Annotated in this window: 21 protein-coding genes; 11 read left to right on the forward strand and 10 right to left on the reverse strand. The window is 60.0% G+C overall.

Annotated features, from left to right (window positions below):
• Positions 1-2 precede the first annotated feature (2 nt).
• The 9 genes from AAID99_RS13375 to AAID99_RS13415 form a co-directional block, all read right to left on the reverse strand.
• Positions 3-1,328 carry a c-type cytochrome gene (locus AAID99_RS13375; protein WP_188426677.1) on the reverse strand — a complete coding sequence of 442 codons (1,326 nt, stop codon included), beginning with the start codon at positions 1,326-1,328 and terminating at the stop codon, positions 3-5.
• Positions 1,328-3,106 (reverse strand): GMC family oxidoreductase, encoded by a 1,779-nt coding sequence (locus tag AAID99_RS13380; RefSeq protein ID WP_188426678.1) that lies wholly within the window; start codon positions 3,104-3,106, stop codon positions 1,328-1,330. The genes AAID99_RS13375 and AAID99_RS13380 overlap by 1 nt, the downstream gene beginning before the upstream one ends.
• 26 nt (positions 3,107-3,132) lie before the next feature.
• Positions 3,133-3,825, reverse strand: coding sequence for a gluconate 2-dehydrogenase subunit 3 family protein (locus tag AAID99_RS13385; RefSeq protein WP_188426679.1), 693 nt, complete (start codon positions 3,823-3,825; stop codon positions 3,133-3,135).
• 146 nt (positions 3,826-3,971) lie between these two features.
• On the reverse strand, positions 3,972-4,835 hold the full coding sequence (locus tag AAID99_RS13390; protein WP_229719818.1) for a hypothetical protein: 864 nt from the start codon (positions 4,833-4,835) through the stop codon (positions 3,972-3,974).
• 28 nt (positions 4,836-4,863) lie between these two features.
• The gene (locus tag AAID99_RS13395) at positions 4,864-5,877 is read right to left on the reverse strand and encodes a hypothetical protein (RefSeq protein WP_498494115.1); all 1,014 of its coding nucleotides are present in this window, start codon (positions 5,875-5,877) and stop codon (positions 4,864-4,866) included.
• Positions 5,874-6,791 carry an Hsp33 family molecular chaperone HslO gene (gene hslO / locus AAID99_RS13400; RefSeq protein ID WP_188426681.1) on the reverse strand — a complete coding sequence of 306 codons (918 nt, stop codon included), beginning with the start codon at positions 6,789-6,791 and terminating at the stop codon, positions 5,874-5,876. The genes AAID99_RS13395 and hslO overlap by 4 nt, the downstream gene beginning before the upstream one ends.
• A gap of 55 nt (positions 6,792-6,846) precedes the next feature.
• Positions 6,847-7,830 (reverse strand): ornithine carbamoyltransferase, encoded by a 984-nt coding sequence (gene argF, locus AAID99_RS13405; protein ID WP_188426682.1) that lies wholly within the window; start codon positions 7,828-7,830, stop codon positions 6,847-6,849.
• Complete coding sequence (locus tag AAID99_RS13410; RefSeq protein ID WP_498494116.1) at positions 7,827-9,047, reverse strand: aspartate aminotransferase family protein; 1,221 nt, start codon at positions 9,045-9,047, stop codon at positions 7,827-7,829. The genes argF and AAID99_RS13410 overlap by 4 nt, the downstream gene beginning before the upstream one ends.
• Before the next feature lie 128 nt (positions 9,048-9,175).
• Positions 9,176-10,735: a D-aminopeptidase gene (locus AAID99_RS13415; RefSeq protein ID WP_188426684.1), complete on the reverse strand. Its 1,560-nt coding sequence runs from the start codon at positions 10,733-10,735 to the stop codon at positions 9,176-9,178.
• Positions 10,736-10,794: 59 nt separating this feature from the next.
• Between AAID99_RS13415 and AAID99_RS13420 the strand changes: the two genes are divergently transcribed.
• The 9 genes from AAID99_RS13420 to AAID99_RS13460 all read left to right on the forward strand — a co-directional run bounded on the left by AAID99_RS13420 (position 10,795) and on the right by AAID99_RS13460 (position 15,785).
• On the forward strand, positions 10,795-11,427 hold the full coding sequence (locus AAID99_RS13420) for a regulatory protein RecX (RefSeq protein WP_188426685.1): 633 nt from the start codon (positions 10,795-10,797) through the stop codon (positions 11,425-11,427).
• Positions 11,424-11,933 carry a CHAP domain-containing protein gene (locus AAID99_RS13425; protein WP_188426686.1) on the forward strand — a complete coding sequence of 170 codons (510 nt, stop codon included), beginning with the start codon at positions 11,424-11,426 and terminating at the stop codon, positions 11,931-11,933. The genes AAID99_RS13420 and AAID99_RS13425 overlap by 4 nt, the downstream gene beginning before the upstream one ends.
• A gap of 52 nt (positions 11,934-11,985) precedes the next feature.
• Positions 11,986-12,252 carry a twin-arginine translocase TatA/TatE family subunit gene (locus tag AAID99_RS13430; protein ID WP_188426687.1) on the forward strand — a complete coding sequence of 89 codons (267 nt, stop codon included), beginning with the start codon at positions 11,986-11,988 and terminating at the stop codon, positions 12,250-12,252.
• Between the two features lie 7 nt (positions 12,253-12,259).
• Positions 12,260-12,877, forward strand: coding sequence for a methylthioribulose 1-phosphate dehydratase (locus tag AAID99_RS13435; RefSeq protein WP_188426688.1), 618 nt, complete (start codon positions 12,260-12,262; stop codon positions 12,875-12,877).
• Entirely contained in the window at positions 12,874-13,431 is a 558-nt protein-coding gene (locus AAID99_RS13440) for a 1,2-dihydroxy-3-keto-5-methylthiopentene dioxygenase (protein ID WP_188426689.1), read from the forward strand. The genes AAID99_RS13435 and AAID99_RS13440 overlap by 4 nt, the downstream gene beginning before the upstream one ends.
• Positions 13,428-14,120, forward strand: a complete 693-nt coding sequence (gene mtnC / locus AAID99_RS13445) for an acireductone synthase (protein WP_188426690.1) — start codon at positions 13,428-13,430, stop codon at positions 14,118-14,120. The genes AAID99_RS13440 and mtnC overlap by 4 nt, the downstream gene beginning before the upstream one ends.
• Positions 14,117-15,046, forward strand: coding sequence for a bifunctional riboflavin kinase/FAD synthetase (locus tag AAID99_RS13450; RefSeq protein WP_498494117.1), 930 nt, complete (start codon positions 14,117-14,119; stop codon positions 15,044-15,046). The genes mtnC and AAID99_RS13450 overlap by 4 nt, the downstream gene beginning before the upstream one ends.
• A gap of 7 nt (positions 15,047-15,053) precedes the next feature.
• Positions 15,054-15,479 (forward strand): VOC family protein, encoded by a 426-nt coding sequence (locus AAID99_RS13455; RefSeq protein WP_188426832.1) that lies wholly within the window; start codon positions 15,054-15,056, stop codon positions 15,477-15,479.
• 93 nt (positions 15,480-15,572) lie between these two features.
• On the forward strand, positions 15,573-15,785 hold the full coding sequence (locus tag AAID99_RS13460) for a hypothetical protein (protein WP_267310329.1): 213 nt from the start codon (positions 15,573-15,575) through the stop codon (positions 15,783-15,785).
• A 61-nt stretch (positions 15,786-15,846) separates the two neighbouring features.
• Here AAID99_RS13460 and AAID99_RS13465 read toward each other — a convergent pair whose 3' ends face one another.
• The gene (locus AAID99_RS13465; RefSeq protein WP_498494118.1) at positions 15,847-16,272 is read right to left on the reverse strand and encodes a hypothetical protein; all 426 of its coding nucleotides are present in this window, start codon (positions 16,270-16,272) and stop codon (positions 15,847-15,849) included.
• Between the two features lie 227 nt (positions 16,273-16,499).
• On the opposite strand from AAID99_RS13465, the gene ileS reads away from it, so the two are divergent.
• Positions 16,500-19,388 carry an isoleucine--tRNA ligase gene (gene ileS / locus AAID99_RS13470; RefSeq protein ID WP_498494119.1) on the forward strand — a complete coding sequence of 963 codons (2,889 nt, stop codon included), beginning with the start codon at positions 16,500-16,502 and terminating at the stop codon, positions 19,386-19,388.
• Positions 19,385-19,966 carry a signal peptidase II gene (lspA, locus tag AAID99_RS13475; protein WP_498494120.1) on the forward strand — a complete coding sequence of 194 codons (582 nt, stop codon included), beginning with the start codon at positions 19,385-19,387 and terminating at the stop codon, positions 19,964-19,966. The genes ileS and lspA overlap by 4 nt, the downstream gene beginning before the upstream one ends.
• The last annotated feature ends 12 nt before the right edge of the window (positions 19,967-19,978 follow it).

Genomic DNA, 19,978 nt, shown 5'->3' on the forward strand with positions numbered 1-19,978 from the left:
ATTCAGTTGAAGGGTTTCGGGGGTGGGGTGTTGATCCATTCCGCATTACGATCGCGGAAATTGCGCACATCGGCTGCGGTAACGCTGCTTCCGGAGTTGCCCCAGCTCTGTCGAATGAACGTTACGACATCGGCGACTTCCTGATCGTTGAGCACATGACCGAAGCCGGGCATGGTCAGGGCCGATGGGGCTTTCTCTGTCGGCGCCACCGTTGCACCCCGCAGAACGATCAGGATCAGCGACCCAGGGTCCTTGTCCATGAGCGTCGGGTTGCCAGCCAGAGGCGGGAAAGCCGGGGCGTAGCCACGCCCATCCGTCCGATGGCAGGCAGCGCATCGGTCGACATAGGTTTTGGCGCCTGCTGTTGGAAGCTGTCCCTTTCGCAGGGCTTTCGCCACGGTGTGATCGATTTCCCAGGGCTTCTCGCCCTTGCGGGCTGGTAGCGACGTCTTGAGATAGCGGGCAATGGCATGCAGATCGGCTGTGCTGAGATGCTGTGTGCCGTGTGTAATGGCATCGCTCATGCCGCCAAAGGCAGAGCCCTTTTCGCTTCGTCCGGTGGCAAGGAAGGCAACGATGTCATCCTCGCTCCAGCGGCCGAGACCGGTGCGGTCATCCTGCCTCAGATTGACAGGCGTCCAACCATCGACGGCCGCACCGCCTGAGAGGAATACATCGCCTTCATCGCTTGAAAGGGCTTTTTCCTGCATCGTCAGAGCGCGTGGCGTATGGCAGGCGCCGCAATGGCCCGGCCCTTCGACCAGATAGGCACCACGGGCAATTTCGGCATCTGGAAAGCGGCGATTGGCGTTGCTCAAGGCGGCTTTCGGTGTCGGGGCGAAAGCCCAGCGCCAGAGGGTCATGGGCCATCTCATGGAGAGTGGCCAGTGAATGGCATTGGTAGGTGCCGATTGGGCAATCGGCGCTACACCTTCATGAAAATAGACCCAGAGTGCATGAATGTCGGCATCAGTCATGCGCGCATAGGAGGGGAAGGGCATGGCCGGGTAGAGGGGCTTGTCATTCCTGCCTATGCCTCGACGAAGGGCATTGGAGAAATCAGTTTCGGTATAGCTGCCAATGCCATGCTGTTTGTCGGGCGTGATATTGGGCGCATACAGCGTGCCGATGGGCAGGCCGAAGGGGTTGCCGCCGCCATAAGGCGCTGCGGCATCATGCGTATGACAGGCCGAGCAATCGGCTGCTGCTGCCAGATAGCGACCTTTGTCGATGAGTGCCTGTTGCGGGTTTTCCTGCGCCTCGGCCCGTACCGAACCAGCAAGACCGAAAACGGCAAGCAGCGCCAGGCCGGTTTTTCGCGCGAGCATCACAACGCCACCAGCGGGCCGGGCTGGGCCAGATAGGTAGTACGGATATGATGCGCTGCCCAATAGGCAAGAGCGGCGACGGTGCCGGTAGGATTATAGCCCATCCCCTGGGGAAAGGCGTTCGAGCCGATGACGAAGACGTTTGAGACATCCCAGCTCTGAAGATAGCGGTTGAGGGCGCTGTCGGTCGGGCTCGTACCCATGACGGCACCGCCGCCAAGATGGGTTGTCTGATAGCGACGGGTATCGAAGGCCTCGCCGTGTTCAAGCCTGCCGAGTTCGTAGCGTCTGGCGCCGAGTGCCTTCATGATCGGTTCGATCTTGCCGACGACATACTGGTTCATGCGGATGTCGTTTTCCTTCCAGGTGAAGGTCATGCGCAGCAGGGGCTGACCGTAGCTGTCACGCCAGGTCGGATCGAGATCGAGATAGACATCGCGATAGGCCATGTTGCTGCCATGCGCATCCATGGCCATGGAATGACGATAGGTATCGACCAGACCAGCCTTGTAGCCTGCGCCCCAGCGCGGTGCTGATTTGCCGCCGCCATTCATCGCCGCAGCGATAGGTTTGACGCCTGCCTGGTTGACCCAGACTGGCGAGCCACCGATGAAGCCCAGCGGACCATGATCGAAATTATCGCTGTTGAAATCATCAAGAGCGACACCCGCCCCACCGGCACCGACAAACTGGTTGGTAAACTGCTTTTCCGGGAGCCAGGCCCGTGAGGTCGTGATCGTCTGATAGACGAAATTACGTCCGACGACACCGGTATTGCTGATGGGGTCATAGGGCTTGCCGATGCCCGAAAGCAGCATCAGATGCACGTTATGGAACTGGAAGGCCGCCAGAATGACCAGATCGGCCTCGATGGTCTTCTCGCGATTTTCACGCTGGTCGAGATAGGTGACGCCTGTTGCCTTGCGTCGGTCGCTGTCGAGATTGACCTTCAGGACATGAGCGTCAGTGATCAGTGTGAAGTCAGCATCGTAACGCAGTGCCGGGAGAATATTGATGTTCGGCGAGGCCTTTGAATACATGTAGCAGTCATAGCCGCTGCAATAACCGCAGAAATTACACGGGCCCATCTGCAAGCCATAAGTATTGGTATATTGCATTGAGGCATTGGCCGCTGGCAGGGCGTAAGGATGATATCCGACATCAGATGCCGCCTTGCGGAACAGGCTCGCTGTATAGACGTCCTGCATGGCAGGCAGAGGGAACTTGTCACTGCGCGAAGGCGCAAACACATTGCCATTCCCGACAATCTGACCGTTGACCTTGTAGGCCTCTCCCGATGTGCCGAACACCTTTTCAGCCTTGTCGAAAAAAGGCTCAAGCTCCTCATAGGTGACGCCGTAATCCTGCAAATTCATCCCTTCGGGAATGAATTTGGCGCCGTAGCGGTCGATGACATGGCTGCGCAGACGCAGATCATCGGGGGCTGCGCGAAAATGTACGCCCGACCAGTGCAATCCGGCGCCGCCTACGCCTTCACCCGGCAGAAACGCTGCAAGCTGACGATAGGGGAGTGCCGTCTGGTTGACGGTGTTGCGGATGGTGACAGTTGTCTTGGCAGGGTTCTGAAATAGTCTGTGCCTGATGGCGCCGCGCAGTTCGTCGATCGAGCCGGGATAGGTGCCTTCAGTCGCGGTCGAGCGTTCCGGGCCGCGTTCAAGCATGACGACGCTACGCCCTGCCTCGCGCATTTCCTTCGCGAGAATGGCGCCTGCCCAGCCTGCGCCAATAATGACTACGTCAGTCCGTTTTGTTGTCATGCGTTTGGAACTCGAATAAGTGACGCTCAGGCCTTCTGGCCGCTGATCGATACAGGGCCAAACGGATAGGCTGCGCCTTCCTGATTGACCCAATCCATGAAATCGGCTCTCGCGCCGGGGAAAGCGAGCAGGATCCAGCCTTCCATATTGCGGTTGCCCCCATGGATCGGATCGGAAAAAACACCTTCGAGTGTATTGCGGCGCAATTGCTCGAAAAAGAGTCGCGCATTGAGTTCAGGAAAATGAACAGCGCCTCCCTCGAAGGCTGTCAGGATTTCGACCTGCTCTTCCGGGTGCAGATCGGCGAAATCCCTGCCGCGTTCGGTGCGGGCGTAATGATTGGCCGCGCCAATGCCCTTGCGATACAGATCGCGCGGCGCAAAAGGGAGCTGGTAGCCGAGATTGGCAGGCCCGTCCTGAAAGGGGCCAGACATATACCAGAGCTCACCCCGGCCATAAGGCGTATCCATCTGTCGGTCGATGAAGCCGGGAACGTTCAGAGCTGTTGCGCCCGGGCCAAGATCGTCATGCGGGAAGATGCAATCGCAGGCGGCTTCAAGAAAACGCATCTCGTCAGGCGTGAAAAAAACCGGCTTGCCGTCGATCTGTGCTGCGGCCCGCGCCCGGGCGGGAAAATCATGTCCGGCGAGAAGGAGGAAAGCGGTAGTGCCTGCCGCATTTTTGACGAAGCGGCGGCGTGAAGACGAAGGCGCGCTCAACCTGTTCTCCTGACGGAACAACGATGGGGGATGCCCATCATCTGGGCAACGCCCCCTTCTTCGCGATTGCGTGAGGAAATGCAAGCAGGTTTCTGCCTTGCCCGTCCGGCTTCAGGGCGACGGGCAAGGTCGGGGGTGAATTCCCGTTACGAATGACCGGACGGAAGGGAGAGAACGCCCGGTTTAGGCGATTTCACAGCCGGAGCGGCTGGTGCGTCATCATCGCCAAGCGGAAAGATGGCGTCAGGGCCTTGCAGTTTGGCTGCAGGAGCAGAAGCTGCGGGTGCTGCGCTAAGGGCGGTGCTGCTGTTTGCTGCCGGGGCGGGGGCAGATTGAGCTGTTGCTGCAGGGGCATTGGCGGTCGAGATCGAGGGCGCGGCAAGGGGGGCACCCGGGCCGATATCCTGTTGCTGAATTGCGCCTTGCAGGGGGGCGCCACTGGCATCGACAAGCCAGTCATGAAGCGATTTCTTGATCTGGAACTCAAGCTCGACATTCATGTCCTGCATCATCTGGGATGTCAGGTCGTAAAGGACAGCAGGAGATTCCGGGTTTTTGTCGCCCGGGTTGAGACTGCGGGTGATATGAGCCAGCGCGTAGCCGGCGCGACCGCCCGAGGGCGCGGAAAGATCAACATGAGCCTCGAGTTCACCCAGAAGCGTACCGCCCGGTGCATGGAGGATACTTGCCTTGGTGATGGTGAAGGTGCCGCTGCCCTCTGTTCCGCTGGCGATCAGGCGATCACGAGCCATCTGTTCGAGCGCCTGCTGGGGCGTTGTAGGCGCCTTGCCGGAAATATCGCCGGGCGTTGAGCCAGGAGGCGCCGTATCGACAATTTCGATATGGGCAACGTTGAGGTGCATCTTGCTAAGATAGTTATAGTCGAGCGGCGCAAAGCTCTGCGGTTCGCTGTCGCCGCATGCTGTCAGCAGGGGGGAAATGCTGCCAAGAGCGAGGAAGAGTGAACCGAAACGGAGAAAGTTCTTAACTCTGGATGGACTTTGCGACATGAGCGGCTCCTGGCTATGCGTCTCGACTTCAGGTCTTTTTTACTAGAGAGCGTAGTCGCCCGAAAAGACGCCCCGACTGTTTCTTTTCCTGTCTCTGGTCCTGAGACGCCGGTGCAGCAATCTCGGACGGGTTCTGGTGCAGGAAGGCCCATGATTCTGAAATCATGTCGGCAGATGTTGTCTCGGGCGCAGGAGGGAGCGAGCTGTCGGCTTCGATTTCGACCAGAAGGGAAGAGGCACTTCCAAGGCCATAGTCACGCGCCTCGAAAGCCTGGGCATCGGCGATGGTCGCAGCATGATGCGGATTGCTGAGATACCAGCCCAGAATCATGGCAGGCAACATGCCCGCCATGTTTTCATCGCTGACGAGCAGGTTGGCCTTGGGGCAATAAAAGCTGGGTGGTTTGTCGAGCTGTCTCTCCCACCATGACAGGTAGAAGGTGCAGTCCGCTTCAGGATCGTAGAAGCGATGGATGAGCTGATGCTCGATGACGAATGAAATCTGCGATCGCAGGGGCCTGTCGCTCAGGGGGGAGATAACGACCAGCGATTCCGGCCCGATCCGTGTGCCCAGCAAGCGCCGGACCTGTCGTGAGGAAAGCGTTCTTTCATCGAGCGTTGCGAGATCCTGATCCTGTTCGGTCAGAGAGGTTTGGGTCTGACGCATGTCAGTCAGAACACGGACGCACCATGCCGCAGCAAGCTGTGTCGCCAAAAAGAGCGGCATACGCGGCGCGCCATCAAGCGACGTGGGGGCGGCACTGAGCGAATGTCGTGCCAGCTCGTCAAACCAGGGAGCAACAGCAGCGAGAACCTGCTGCGGGTGCAGGCGCTGCACCACCTCGATATGAGAGCCGCAATAATAATTTTCACCATCGAGATACCAGACCGCCTGACGCCCGCTCATCGCGTCGCTCAGGGTCAGGCACCTGATGTCGTCATCCAGGGCGATGATCTCCTGCGGAGTCCACTGATCATAAAGGGCAGTCAGTGTCTCTCCGTCCACGCGAATGCCACGCAGAAGATCATCAGCCGCGCTCATCGCGCGATCTCGTTACGGTCGAAGCGGAACCCGACGTTGCAGAATTCGCAGTTCATGGTGATCTGCCCTTCCTCGGCCATATGGTCGAGATCGTCTTCCGGGAAAGTCGACAATACGCTCGCCAGCCTGGCGCGATTGCAACGGCATCCAAGGCTTACCACTCTGGGGCGATCGATTAGGACGTCCTGCGTGCCGAACAGGCGCTCGACCAGTGTTGTGGAGCTTAAGGCCGGATCGAAAAGTTCAGATGCCTTGAGGGTGTTGCCGAGGATACAGGCAGTTTCCCATGCGTCCTCATCCGCGCCCTGCTCGGAAGCAATGCCGCCTTCGGCTGCGATCTTTTCCAGCATCAGGGCGCCAGCCTGCCAGCCCTCATCGGTCTTTTCGCAATAGAGGCGCATCCAGCACTCGTGCTGTTCGCTTGTCGCGAAATAATGCATGGCCATATCGGCCAGCGTTTCGCCCTCTAGCGCCACAATACCCTGGTGACGTTCGGTATGCGCGCCCTGATCGATCGTGAAAGCGAAATAACCGTCACCGAGGAGTGCCTTGGCCGAGGCATGATCTGGCGTGTCTTCGGAACGCAGATAAAAGCGCAATTCGCCTGAATCGGTGCAATCGGCCACAAGCATCGAGACCGGGCCGTCGCCCTTGATCTGAAGCGAGAACGACCCCTTGAACTTGAGCCCCGCGCTGAGCCCGGCAACCAGCGAGAGGGCTTCACCAGCCAGTTGCCGCCCGCAATCGGGGATGTCATGGCGCTTCAGCATGATATCAGCCAGCTTGCCCAGTCTCACCAGACGGCCGCGCACAGGACGGTTTGCCAGATGAAACGGCGTGATCCCGTGTGAAATCACAAGGTCAGGCACCGTCTCGGGGCGCTGGGTATCAAGAAAGGCGGGTGTTTCAATCATCGGTGTCTAGTCTGATGCTTTCCAGGGTCAGTAATGCGCCGAAGGGCAGCTGTGCTCAGCCGGGCTTGCCGAAAGAGCACCAGTTTTCACCGCCCAGAACCCAGAGCAGAAGACCTTTCTGGGCGTGCAGGCGGTTCTCCGCTTCGTCGAACACAACCGAGGCGGCGCTTTCAAACACCTCTTCGGTCACTTCCTCACCGATATGGGCGGGCAGGCAGTGCATGAACAGGGCCTTGGGGGCGGCTTTCTGCATGAGAGCCGTATTTACCTGGAAGGGGCGCAATGTGCTGAGCCTGACAGTCGATTCCTCGTCCGACATGCTGGTCCAGGTATCCGTCACGATGCAGTCCGCATCTTGCACGGCCTCGACAGGGTCGTGAACGAGGCGGATCCTGCCGCCCTCGGCCTGCGCCCAGTCAAGAACCTCCTGTCGCGGTTTCATTGTCTCAGGCGTCGCGAGCGTGAGCGAGAACCCGAAGCGTACCGCGCCCTCGATCAGGGAGGCGGCAACGTTGTTGCCGTCGCCGACCCAGGCCCAGTGCGAGCCCGCGACAGGGCCGCGATGCTCTTCATAGGTCATGATATCGGCGAGGATCTGGACAGGGTGGGAATCGGGTGTCAGCCCGTTGACCACAGGGATGCTGCTCCAGCGCACCAGCTCGCTCAGCATGTCGGTCTCGCCGGTACGCACGACCAGCACATCGAGGAAGCGCGACAGAACACGCGCCGTGTCGGCCAGGCTCTCGCCACGACCGATCTGCATATCTGTCGGTGAAAGCACCGATACGTCCCCACCCAGCTGGCGCATACCCACCTCGAATGAGAGGCGTGTTCGCGTCGAGGGTTTGGAGAGCATCAGGCCAAGCGTACGACCGGCCAGGGGATGGGCGGGATGCATCGGCACGCGTCGCGCATCCTGCATTGCCTTGACCGAGCGACCGACATCGATGATGTCGCGCAATGTCGCGGCATCCAGATCACGCAGATCGAGGAAGTGCCGAATTTCTGCGGCAGAGGGGGAGCGTGTCTGGATGGTCATGCGTGGCGCTCCGTCTGGCTTTCTGTCTTGTTTTTCTGCTGCTCTGCGGCTTCCAGCGCCTGAGCGGCGCGCGAGAGAATCTCGCAGGCTTCGCGGCACTCTTCCGGGGTGACGATCAACGGAGGCAGAAGACGCAGCACGTTTTCGCCAGCCGTGACGGTCAGAAGACCTTCAGCCATGACCTGGGCCTGAACCTGCGCGACCGGCAGACGGCATTTCAGCCCCCACATCAGACCACGACCGCGGGCGAGTTCGAAGACCGTCGGATGCTTGCGCACGAGAGCGTCGAGCGTCTCGCCCAGAACCGCGCCGGTGCGTTCGACCTGCGGCAGAAAGCCATCGGCAAGAATGACGTCGAGCACGGCATTTCCTGCGGCGCAGGCGAGCGGATTGCCCCCGAAAGTCGTACCGTGCGACCCGGCTCCCATAGAGGCAGCGACTTCCTCATTGGCGAGGATGGCGCCCATGGGGAAGCCGCCTGCAATACCCTTGGCCACTGAGATCACGTCAGGGGTGATGCCGTACCATTCATGGGCGAAGAGCTTGCCCGTACGGCCCATGCCCGTCTGCACTTCATCAAGCGCCAGAATAAGCCCGAACTCGTCGCAGACCTGACGCAGCCCGGTCATGAACTGCGGATCGGCCTGCTTGATTCCGGTTTCACCCTGGATCGGTTCAAGCATGATGCCCGCCGTCTCCGGCGTGATGGCAGCGCGCAGCGCGTTCATGTTGTTGAAGGGCACATGATCGAAACCTTCGACCGGCGCGCCGAAACCCTCGAGATAGGCCGGGTTGCCGGTGGCGGCGATCATGGCAAGCGTACGACCGTGAAAGGCGCCCGTGCAGCAGATGATGCGCGTGCGCTCGGGATGACCGCGACCCGATTGGGTCTTGCGGATCATCTTGACCATGCCTTCATTCGCTTCTGCGCCGGAATTGCAGAAGAACACGCTGTCAGCGAAGGAATGCGCGACCAGCCGGTCTGCCAGCTTCTCTGCCTGCGGGATGCGATACAGGTTGGAAACATGCATAACCCGGCCAGCCTGCTCGGCAATTGCCTTGACGAGGCCTTCATGGCCGTGACCGAGCGACGAGACGGCAATGCCCGCCCCGAAATCTAGGAATCGTCGCCCGTCAGCCGTGTACAAGCAAGCGCCCTGACCATGCTCGAAAGCAAGGTCGACTCGTTTGAATGTTGGCATCAGAGCGGAAATCATGGCGATGAGAGAGCCCGGTTGAAATGGATGGGAAAAAGCAACGGCAAGAGCCCCGCGCCTGAAAATTCAGGGCAGGGCACAGGCTGCTGCATTCCCATGATGGGGGTATTGCCCCCTATCCGTCAAATTCAGTCTTGGCAGCGCCGATAAAAGAGATCGCGTGCCAGCCAGCATCCGACCCGGACACCCGTCATTTTTCCGGTTTCATCGCGCTGAAAAGCGAGCGTCCAATAGCCTGGCGGTGAGTGGTCTAGCGCCCTGAGGCAGGGGATGAGCCAGACATCGCTGCCCACGGGCTGAAGACGTTCCATTCGTCCCAGGCCGAGCATTCCTGAAAATCCACCGTAAACAGCGCCCTCCGCTCCTTCCAGTGTGAGGACGCTGTCAAGTTCAGCGCAGTGATAACGACCGGCCAGACCGTCATGCCTTATGCGCTCGTCGAGACAGACCAGCGCGACGTCCCGGTTTTCCTGAGGGCGCGCCATCCTCAGCCCCTCATCGGAGAGGCTCAGCCGTGTTGCGTCGCGCCCGGCCCCATTCTGCGTCCAGAACTCAAGTGTCTCCGGCGGGTAGGCATAGCGCAGGGACAGCTTCTTGCCGGATGCGCTCGGTGTGATCGACGCTGACAGCCCGGTCTCTCTGTCGAGATAGGAGCCCAGTATGGCTCGATTTCCTGCAGTTTCCTCCTGTGTCATCGGCGGAATGTCGAGTGCGGCGGCGGCGAGGGAGGCCGCTGCTGAATGGGCCTCCGACATGTGATTGAACAGAACGACCACCGATAGTCGCTCTTCTGCCAGATGCAGTCTGTGGCTGCGCCAGCCGCGCAAGGCGCCCCCATGGCCGGTCATGGCGCGCCCGAACAGCGTGCCGCGCTGCAGGCCGTGACCATAGCGGGCAGGGGTGCCGTCACGGAAGCTCACCGGGGCGGAGAGGCGATTGTAAAATCCCTGCGGGTCGTTTCTCTGCGCATCGATCGCCAGTTCCCAGGCGATCATGTCATCAAGGCTGGCACCAAGCCCTGCATCGCCAGTCCAGAAGATGTGATTGACTGCAGCCCGATAGCCCGTCGTTTCACTTCCCTCATACCCCTGCGTGCCGTCCGGCATGGCCTGTGTATCCGCAGCAAGAAACGCTGTGCTCATGCCATGGCGTTCGAACAGCTGTGTTCTGAGCAGTTCAGCAAAGCTGCGTCCCGAAAGCGCCTCGAGTGCTTCCGAAATCAGGAAGAAATTCTGGTTGACGTAGGAATAGGCGGTGCCGGGACGAAAATGCAGACTGCGTGTGCCGGAGATCACGCGATGGGCCTCTGTGGCGCCAAAAGCCGATTCCGTCGGGGCGCCATGCAACATGGCGACCGCCCAGTAATCACGCAGTCCTGACTGGTTATGCGCCAGATCCATGATGCCAGGGGGCGCCTCTTCCAGCTTCGGCAGATAGCTGGCGATGGCCGCATCGAACGGGGTCTTGTCGGCAAATTCGTCGAGTAGCGCGCAGGTGAACTGCTTTGTGATCGAGCACAGGCGAAACAGGGTCTTCGGTGTGAAGGGCAGGCGGGTTTCGGCGTTGGCGAAGCCCCAGCTATGGCGACCGATGACCTCTCCGTTCCTGATGACCGCCGCCGCGCCGCCTGGGCCCGGATAGGTCGAGGGCAGGGCCGTGAGCGCGCGTTCGAGCGATGAAAGGGTCATGAGGGAACTCCCGCGGTTTTCACCATGTTGCTGCCACGAAGTTATGGCACAATGTAGCCATGTCAGCGATTCCGGATCTGCCTCCTCCGCCGACAGCGGCAACCCTGCGCGAGACGGCCCTGCGTCATCTCGCGCGTTTTGCTGCGACCGAGCAGGGGCTGGCTCAGGTGCTGGAACGCGCGGTCATGCGATGGGCACGCAAGGCGGGCACGCAAGGCTGCGACAATGACCAGATCGAAGGGCTGGCCAGAGAAAGCCGCTCGGCTATCGCCGGGATTGTGGCCGATATGCGCAGGCTTGGTGCTCTCGACGACGCTGCCTTTGCCCGATCCCGCTCACTCAGCCTGACGCGCTCGGGGCGGTCGCGCCGGGCGGTGGCTGCGAGTCTGACCCAGAAAGGGATTGGCGCCGAGGTTCTGGGCGACGCGCTGAAAGAGGCTCTCGGGCACAGGCACGACGACAGCGCGCACGAGCATGAGCTCGGTGCTGCGCTCGTTCTCGCCCGCAAGCGTCGGCTCGGTCCTTTCAGGAGGGGCGATGAAGAAGAGGGCGACGAACAGGCGCCCCTGCGTCATCAGCGCGCTCTGGCTGTTTTTGCCCGTGCGGGGTTCGGCCGTGATGTCGCCGAGCGGGCACTGGCTCTGGATCTGATGGAAGCGGAGGATCGCGTCATGGCGCTGAAATCGTCATGAAGAGAATGGTGCTTGGGTTCAGTTTCTGTCTGAGCCTTGCTGCCTGTGGTGGCGGGCCCAGGGAATACAGCCGCGCCAGTTTCAATGGCCCGTTGCAATGCGCGCCCTATGCGCGCGCCAAGACAGGTGTCGCGCTTTATGGCGCTGCGGCTTCCTGGTGGCGCGGAGCTTCGGGTAAATACAGACGCACACAGAGCCCGGCGCAGGGCGAGATCCTTGTCTTTCGTTCGACAGGGCGGCTGCCTTCTGGCCATGTCTCTGTTGTGCGCAGCACTGTCTCGTCGCGCAAGATCCTGGTCGAACATGCCAATTGGGAGCCCGGTCGCATCGACCGGTCGGTGCCGGTCATCGACGTGTCGCGCAATAATGACTGGTCTCTGGTGCGGGTCTACTGGGCGCCGATCAAAAATCTGGGCTCGAGAGCCTATCCCACTTACGGCTTCATCGTTCCGCGTGACATCGACGATATTGCGCGCTTGCAAGAGACGCCTGATCACGCCATGTGAGGAGTGAGAAAAAGAGACGGCTGTTCGGTCCCGTCGTACGAGGAGAGAGATTATGGGTAGCATGAGTCCCCTGCACTGGCTGATAGTGCTTGCCGTCGTACTCATCCTTTTTGGCGGTGGCAGCAAGATCAGCGGTCTGATGGGCGACTTCGCGAAGGGGATCAAATCCTTCAAGAAGAACATGGCAGAAGACGAATCCATGGAGCCGAAGCATGACCAGCCGAATGGTCAGATTTCGCCGCCGCCCCAGGGCAATTTTCAGCAGCCGCAATACACGCCCCCCGTATCGGGCGGTAATGTGAACAACGTCAATCACTGAGCTTTCCATGACCCAGCTTTCGGACCGGCTCTGGTCGGATGCGGTGCAGGACGTGCTGCATGCAGGCCGCAGAATGGACCACAGGGGCTGGGTGCCAGCCACGGCTGGCAATCTCAGCCGTCGACTTGACGATGGCCGTATCGCCATCACGCGCTCGGGCGGTCACAAGGGGTTTCTGACCGAGCAGGACGTCATCGAGATCGACCCTGAGGGTCGCCCGCTCGATTCCGGCCAAAGGGCCAGTGCCGAGACCCTGCTTCATACGCAGCTTTACGCATCTGACCCGACGATCGGTGCTGTACTGCATGGCCATTCGGTCGCGGCGACCGTGTTGTCGATGGCGATAAAGGCGCCCGTGCTCACTTTGGCAGGATATGAATTGCTCAAGGTGTTCGAGGGGCAATCAACCCATGACACCGCTATCGACGTGCCACTTTTTGCCAATGACCAGGATATTGCCCGTCTCGCGACAATCGTGGCGCCGTCTCTCGGGAAAATGCCCGCGGGTTATGTGATCAGAGGGCATGGTGTTTATGTCTGGGGCCGGAACATGGCCATGGCGCTGGCCCGGCTCGAAGGGCTGGAATTTCTCCTGGCCTGCGAACTCGAAAGGCTGAAATCATGAGCAGACTGACGATCTATCGCGACGACACGCCCGAAAACCTCATTCTCGACACAGAGGACGCAAGGGTCATCGCCGAGACCCTGCGCCCGCTCAATGTGCGCTTTGAACGCTGGCAGTCACCTGTAACACCCGCCAAGGATGCTGCACCGGAAGTCATTCTGGAGGCATACCGCCCCTATCTCGATGGGCTGATGGGCGAAACCGGAGCAGGCAGCGCCGATGTGGTGCGGTTTGACCGCAACACGCCGCAGATCGCCGCCATGCGTGAAAAATACCTCTCTGAGCATACTCATAGCGAAGACGAGGTGCGTTTTTTCGTGCATGGTCAGGGCGCCTTTATCCTGCATGTCGAGGGCAAGGTCTATTCGGTACTCTGCGTTCAGGGTGATCTGATTTCGGTTCCTGAAGGGACGCCTCACTGGTTCGACGCCGGGACCAATCCCGATGTGGTTGCCCTGCGGGTATTCACTGATACGACGGGGTGGGTTGCCGAATATACGGGCGACGAAATCGCCCGTCGCTTTCCTGTCGTCATTCCGGATCTTGCCGCATGAGCACTGTTCGCCTGATCCTTCTTGATATCGAAGGAACGACCCTGCCGATCTCTTTCGTCAAGGATGTGCTCTTTCCCTATTCCGACAAGGTGATGCCCGAGCTGCTGCGTGAACAGGCGGACAACCCTCTGGTCAAGGTGGCGCTGGCGGATATCGACGCGGCCAATCCCGGTTGCGATCCGCTTGCCCAGCTGCATGACTGGACGGTGCGTGACGAAAAGGTCGCGCCGCTCAAATCACTGCAGGGACTGGCCTGGAAAACGGGCTTCGAGACCGGCGCCCTCAGGGCACAGCTCTATCCCGATGTCGCCCCAGCCCTTGAAGCCTGGCACAAATCAGGGTTGCGTCTTGCCGTCTATTCCTCGGGTTCAGCCAGTGCGCAGCGCCTGCTTTATGGTTATTCCGATGCAGGTGATCTGACGTCGCTGTTCGAGGCGTTCTACGATCTCGATATTGGCGGCAAGAAAATTGCCGAGAGCTATCGCGAGATCGCTTCGCGTGCGGGTGTGGCGCCGGGCGAAATCCTGTTCCTGTCCGATATTGGCGCTGAGCTCGACGCAGCAGCAGAAGCGGGCCTCAGAACCTGCCAGCTTGTCCGGCCGGAAGACGGTACTGTCGCGCACCAAGGCGTGCGTCAGGCAGCGGATTTCCAGAGCGTCAGCCAGCAATTCGAGTTGCCCGTCTCATGACCTTGCACGAGGACTGGGCGGCAATCCCGCAAGGGGCGCACGGCGCCGCCGTAGCCCTCGGCAATTTCGATGGTGTGCATCTTGGGCATGTCCATCTTCTGAAGTCGCTGCATGCAGCACGTCCCGATCTGCCTCTGGGCGCGGTGACCTTCGAACCGCATCCTCGCGAGTTTTTCCGCCCGCAGGACCCGCCGATCCGGCTGATGCTTCCCGCTATCCGCGCACGTTTCCTGCATGAGCAGGGCGTCAAACAGATCTTCCAGCTGCCGTTCGATGCTGATTTCAGTCATCGCTCGCCCGAGCAGTTTGTCGAAGAGGTGCTGCATCGTGCGCTTGGCGTGCAGCATGTGGCGTGCGGCCCAGATTTTGCGTTTGGGCACAGACGGGCCGGCAGTATCGATTTTCTGGCACACAGGCTCGAGGCGCTTGGTATCGGCCTGACGGTTGTGCCGCCCCTTACAGATATCAGCGGGCCATTTTCCTCCTCACGCATCCGCCGTCTGCTCCAGGAAGGCTATCCCGAGCGCGCGGCAGAAGAGCTTGGTCGTCCCTGGTTCATCGCAGGTGCCGTTACGCATGGCGACAAGCGCGGACGTCTGCTGGGCTTTCCTACCGCCAATATTCCGCTGGGCCGTCATATCGAACCCGCCCGCGGCGTCTATGCCGTGACTGTCCACCATCCCGATGGGCGCATGATTCCGGGGGTGGCCAATATCGGTCGCCGTCCGACCATCAATGACGGGCAGGAAAGCCGCCTCGAAGCGCATCTGTTTGACACCAATGAAGATCTCTATGGCCAGACCCTCGAGGTCAGCCTGCACAGATTGCTGCGTGAAGAGCGTCGCTTTGACGGGCTCGATGCCCTGAAGGCCCAGATCGCCGAGGACGCGAGCCAGGCCCGCGCTGCGCTTGGCTCTGCCGTCTGAACCCTGCCTGTTGCAGGGGGTCAATCATGTCACGCTTTGCGTGACAGACCTGCCGCGGGCTCTTGCCTTCTATCAAAATCTGCTCGGCTGCCGTTTGAGCGCGCGCTGGAATCGCGGGGCATATCTTGAGGCAGGGTCGCTCTGGTTATGCCTCGAATGCGCGCCTGCTGGCATCTGTCTGCCACGGCAGGATGACACCCATCTTGCCTTCACCGTCAGCGCCGCTGCTTTTACAGTGCTGTCTGCGCGCCTTTCAAGGCAGGTGACCATATGGAAAGCGAATAAGAGCGAAGGAGACTCGCTCTATTTTCTCGATCCTGACGGCCATAAACTTGAAGTCCATGTCGGCTCCCTGGCAACGCGTCTGGCCCATTGGCGCCACAATCCCCCCGCTACCCTTCGTGATCTGACGATGCCGCCTGACAGGGCGTGACATGATCTTGCCTTGAATGTGAAGTTTTGTTGTTTGCCTTCACTTTTGTAATGTTATAAATTACTCAAGGTTAATAAATCGGTGGGGGCTATCATGTTTGGCGCGATGCAGATGTATCAGATGCAGGCGATGGAACAGCATATCGCCCAGAAAGAGGCGCGTCGTGAGAAGAGTGTCTCTCGGCTTGTTCGCCTGCGTGATTTCTTTCGACAGGATCTGACCCAGCTTGGAGAGCAGATCGACACGACGTTTGAGGCCGTCTGCACGGGCGGGCATTTTCCGCCTTCGCAAATCAGACGCTCCTGACAGCTGGCGACACAAGAGACACCCGACACCAGACACCGCTGTCTGGTGTCGGGTCGGGCGATCAGTTCACGATGGTGCAGGAGAAGGGTGTCTGAAGCACGCGGTAGAATTCTTTCTGATGCAGGGAGAAGATGAGCCGTAGCGACACATTGCCTTCCATCAGAAACTTCATGTCACCATCGCAATAGCGGTCTCTGGTAGCATCATAGAGCAGCTGTTTGAGCTTATTGACTGAAAAGTCATGGATCGCGTTATCCGCTTCTGATGTCAGCGTAATTTCTTCGACGAGTATGCGACCATCCCGGCTGGCATGTGTGATCGTCTCCATCGCATTTTCACGATTTGGTGCCTTTGCATTGAGCACGAAGATAGCCTTGTCGAGGCGATCAATCGATATCTCGGTTCCAAAATTGAAGTCGCCAGCCAGCACTGTTGAGGGAGTGTTCAGTAATGAAAAAAAGACAACTGAGAGAAGCCGATAATTCATGGTGGTAACCCATTTTTTTGGATAAATTACCATATCTGTGTTTAGAATTCCACTCAGTGTAGAAAATTCCTGCCTGACGCATGGAATGCTTCCTGCATCCCCAAAACCGGGCTGTCTCACGCCTGATGAGACGGTGTTGATGTCACCAGTCCGGTCTTGTGCTCTTGACCCAGAAGCCCGCATCTTCGCATAACTCGCGGTTCCCTGACTCCGTCGAATGATCGAAGATGCCTGATTCAAAAAGCCCCGATCCTCAGGACCGTTATCGCGACACGGTCTTTCTTCCTCGCACCAGCTTTCCCATGCGTGGCAATCTGCCGACGCGTGAGCCTGAAATTCTGGCGCGTTGGGAGTCGATGGGGCTCGATCAGAGCATTATCGAGGCAGGCAAGGGAAAGCCCGTCTTCACCCTGCATGATGGCCCGCCTTATGCGAATGGCCATCTCCACATCGGTCACGCCCTGAACAAGATCAACAAGGACGTGGTCAACCGCGCTCAGCGCATGAATGGCGCACGGGTGCGCTACGTACCGGGCTGGGATTGTCACGGCCTTCCGATCGAATGGCGCGTCGAAGAGGAATACCGCAAGGCGGGCAAGAACAAGGATGACGTGCCGGTCCTGCAGTTCCGCGCCGAATGTCGCGACTATGCGCGCCGCTGGCTCGAGATCCAGTCCGAGGAATTCAAGCGTCTGGGTGTGCAGGGCGAGTGGAAGAACCGCTATGCCACTATGGATTTCAGCTCTGAATCAGCCATCGTAGGCGAGATCGGCAAGTTCCTGCTCAATGGCAGCCTCTATCGCGGCCTGCGCCCCGTCATGTGGAGCCCGGTCGAAAAGACGGCCCTCGCCGAGGCCGAGATCGAATATCACGACATCACCTCGACCACGATCCATGTGGCGTTCCCGATCGAGGCCGATCCGACCCCGGGTCAGGCATTGCAGGGGGCTTCAGCGGTCATCTGGACGACCACGCCCTGGACCATCCCGGCCAATCGCGCCATCGCCTATGGCCCCGAGATCGCCTATGCCGTGATCCGCGCCGATCTGATGGAAGAGAACAGCCTTGTTGCACCGGGTTCGCGCTTCCTGATCGCTGAAGAGCGTCTGGCCGATTTCTGCAAGCAGGCAGGCATTCAGGAACATCACGTTCTCTACACCCTGCCGGGTGAGGCCCTTGAGGGAACGCTCTGCGCCCATCCCCTGCGTGGCTGTGGCTATGAGTTCGACGTGCCCATGCTGCCGGGCGATTTCGTGACCACAGATGCCGGTACGGGCCTTGTGCATATGGCGCCGGCGCATGGTCAGGACGACTTTCTCCTGACGCGACAGTACGGCATCGAAGTGCCCGAGCTGGTGCAGGATGATGGCACCTACGCCCCCTGGGTGCCGCATTTTGCCGGTATCCATGTCTTCAAGGCGGCTGACCCTGTCTGCAGTGCCCTGACCGAAGCCGCACAGCGATGGGCCGCCAATGGCGATGCCGCTGCAGGCCTCGTGGCACGGTCGAGCATCGTGCACTCCTATCCGCATTCATGGCGCTCGCGTAAGCCGATCATCTTCCGGGCGACCCCGCAATGGTTCATCCGCATGGATGGCGATCAGGCCCTGCGACGCAAGGCGCTCGATGCCCTGGCCGATGTCACCTTCGTGCCCGAAGCCGCACGCAACCGCCTAACCTCCATGATCGAACAGCGTCCCGACTGGTGCATCAGCCGTCAGCGCGCCTGGGGCGTGCCGATTGCCGTCTTTGTCGAAAAAGGCACAGGTGAAGTGCTGCGCGATCCGGCTGTCATGCAGCGTGTTGTCGATGCAATGGCCGAGCATGGCGCCGATATCTGGTACAGCGCCGATCCGGCTGTCTTCCTCGGCGAGGGGCGCGACCCGGCACAATACGAGCAGGTTTTCGACATCGTCGATGTGTGGTTCGAAAGCGGTTCGACCCATAGCTTCGTGCTGGGTCAGGATGGTCTGAACTTCCCGGCCGATCTCTATCTCGAAGGGTCGGACCAGCATCGCGGCTGGTTCCAGTCCTCGCTGCTCGAAAGCGTCGGCACGCGTGGTGTCGCGCCGATGAAGGCCATCGTCACCAACGGCTTTGTGCTCGACGAGCAGGGCCGCAAGATGTCGAAATCGCTGGGTAATGTCATTGCGCCCAAGGAAGTGACCGACAAGCTGGGCGCAGATATCCTGCGTTTGTGGGTCGTCAATTCCGACAGCAATGAAGATCTGCGTATCGGCAACGAGATCCTGAAGCAGCAGGGCGAGCTTTATCGTCGTCTGCGCAATACGCTGCGCTGGCTGCTGGGCGCGCTCGACGGCTACACGCCTGAAGAGGCCGTGCCTTACGAGCAGCTGCCGGAGCTGGAGCGTTATATCCTGCATCGCCTGACCGATCTTGGCGGGCTGCTGAAACAGGCTGTCCAGACCCATCAATGGGTTGGCGTCTATCCGATGCTGCACGGTTTCTGCACCACCGATCTGTCGGCGTTCTATTTCGACGTCCGCAAGGATGCGCTGTATTGCGATGCCCCGTCGTCCCTGCGTCGCCGTGCGGCCCGCACTGTGCTCGACATCCTGCACCGTGCGCTCGCCACCTGGCTGGCACCGGTTCTGGTCTTCTCGGCTGAGGAAGCCTGGACGGCCCGTTTCGGTGAAGAAAGTTCGGTACATCTGCAGAACTTCCTCGAGCCTGACCCGATGTGGCACGATTCCGCTCTGGGTGAGCGCTGGACGCAGATCCGTGCCCTGCGCCGCGTCATCACGACCGAACTGGAAGGCGCCCGTCGTGGCGGCGCCATCGGCTCGTCGCTCGAAGCCCGCCTTACCCTGCCGCTGACCGAGCAGGAGCAGGTTGCTTTCGGCGATGTGGACTGGGCCGAACTTGCCATCGTCTCACAGGCCGATGTGCAGCTTCTGACCAATGTGCCATCGCTCTATATCGATGACGGGTCTGACCCCGAGCGCGAGGGTGTGGTTGCGGCGCATCCCGGCCCGAGCGTGACGGAAGCCGAGGGGACGAAATGCCTGCGTTGCTGGCGCGTTCTGCCTGAAGTCGGCAGCCATGCCGAGCATTCGGGCCTGTGCCTGAGATGCAGTGACGTGGTGTCGATGTGACACGCGCGAAGCTCACCTTTTCCTTTGGGCGCCCGGCGATCCTGGTCGCCGGAATCATCGCTTTCGTGATCGTGCTCTGCGCCGATCAGGCGAGCAAATGGTGGATTCTGGATGTCTTCAATCTGCCTCTCAAGGGCAGTGTGGTCATCATGCCGGGGCTGGATTTCACCATGGTGTGGAACCACGCCGTGACCTTCGGCATGCTGGGCGGGGTCGGTGCTTATGGGCCATTGATCTTCTGCACGGTGGCTCTTCTGGCCGTGCTGGCCCTGCTCTGGCAGACCCTCACCACTTCGCGCATGGTGGTTGCCATTGCCTCGGCGGCCATCGCGGGGGGTGCCGTTGGTAATGTGATCGATCGCATGCGCTTTGGCGCCGTGGTCGATTTCATTCATGCCCATGCCTTCGGCTGGAGCTGGTATGTCTTCAACGTGGCTGATTCGGCGATTGTCTGCGGTGTGATCGCCTGGGTGATCGAGTCGATCTGGTCAGACAGACGCAATGCCGGGGCAGGTAATGACGCAGGCAAGAATTCGTTGCATTCTTCCGGCTCCGCAACCGCCCCGCGTGATCATTGATCTCTTGTCGAT

It is taken from the genome of Asaia sp. Ae19-3, from assembly GCF_059801175.1.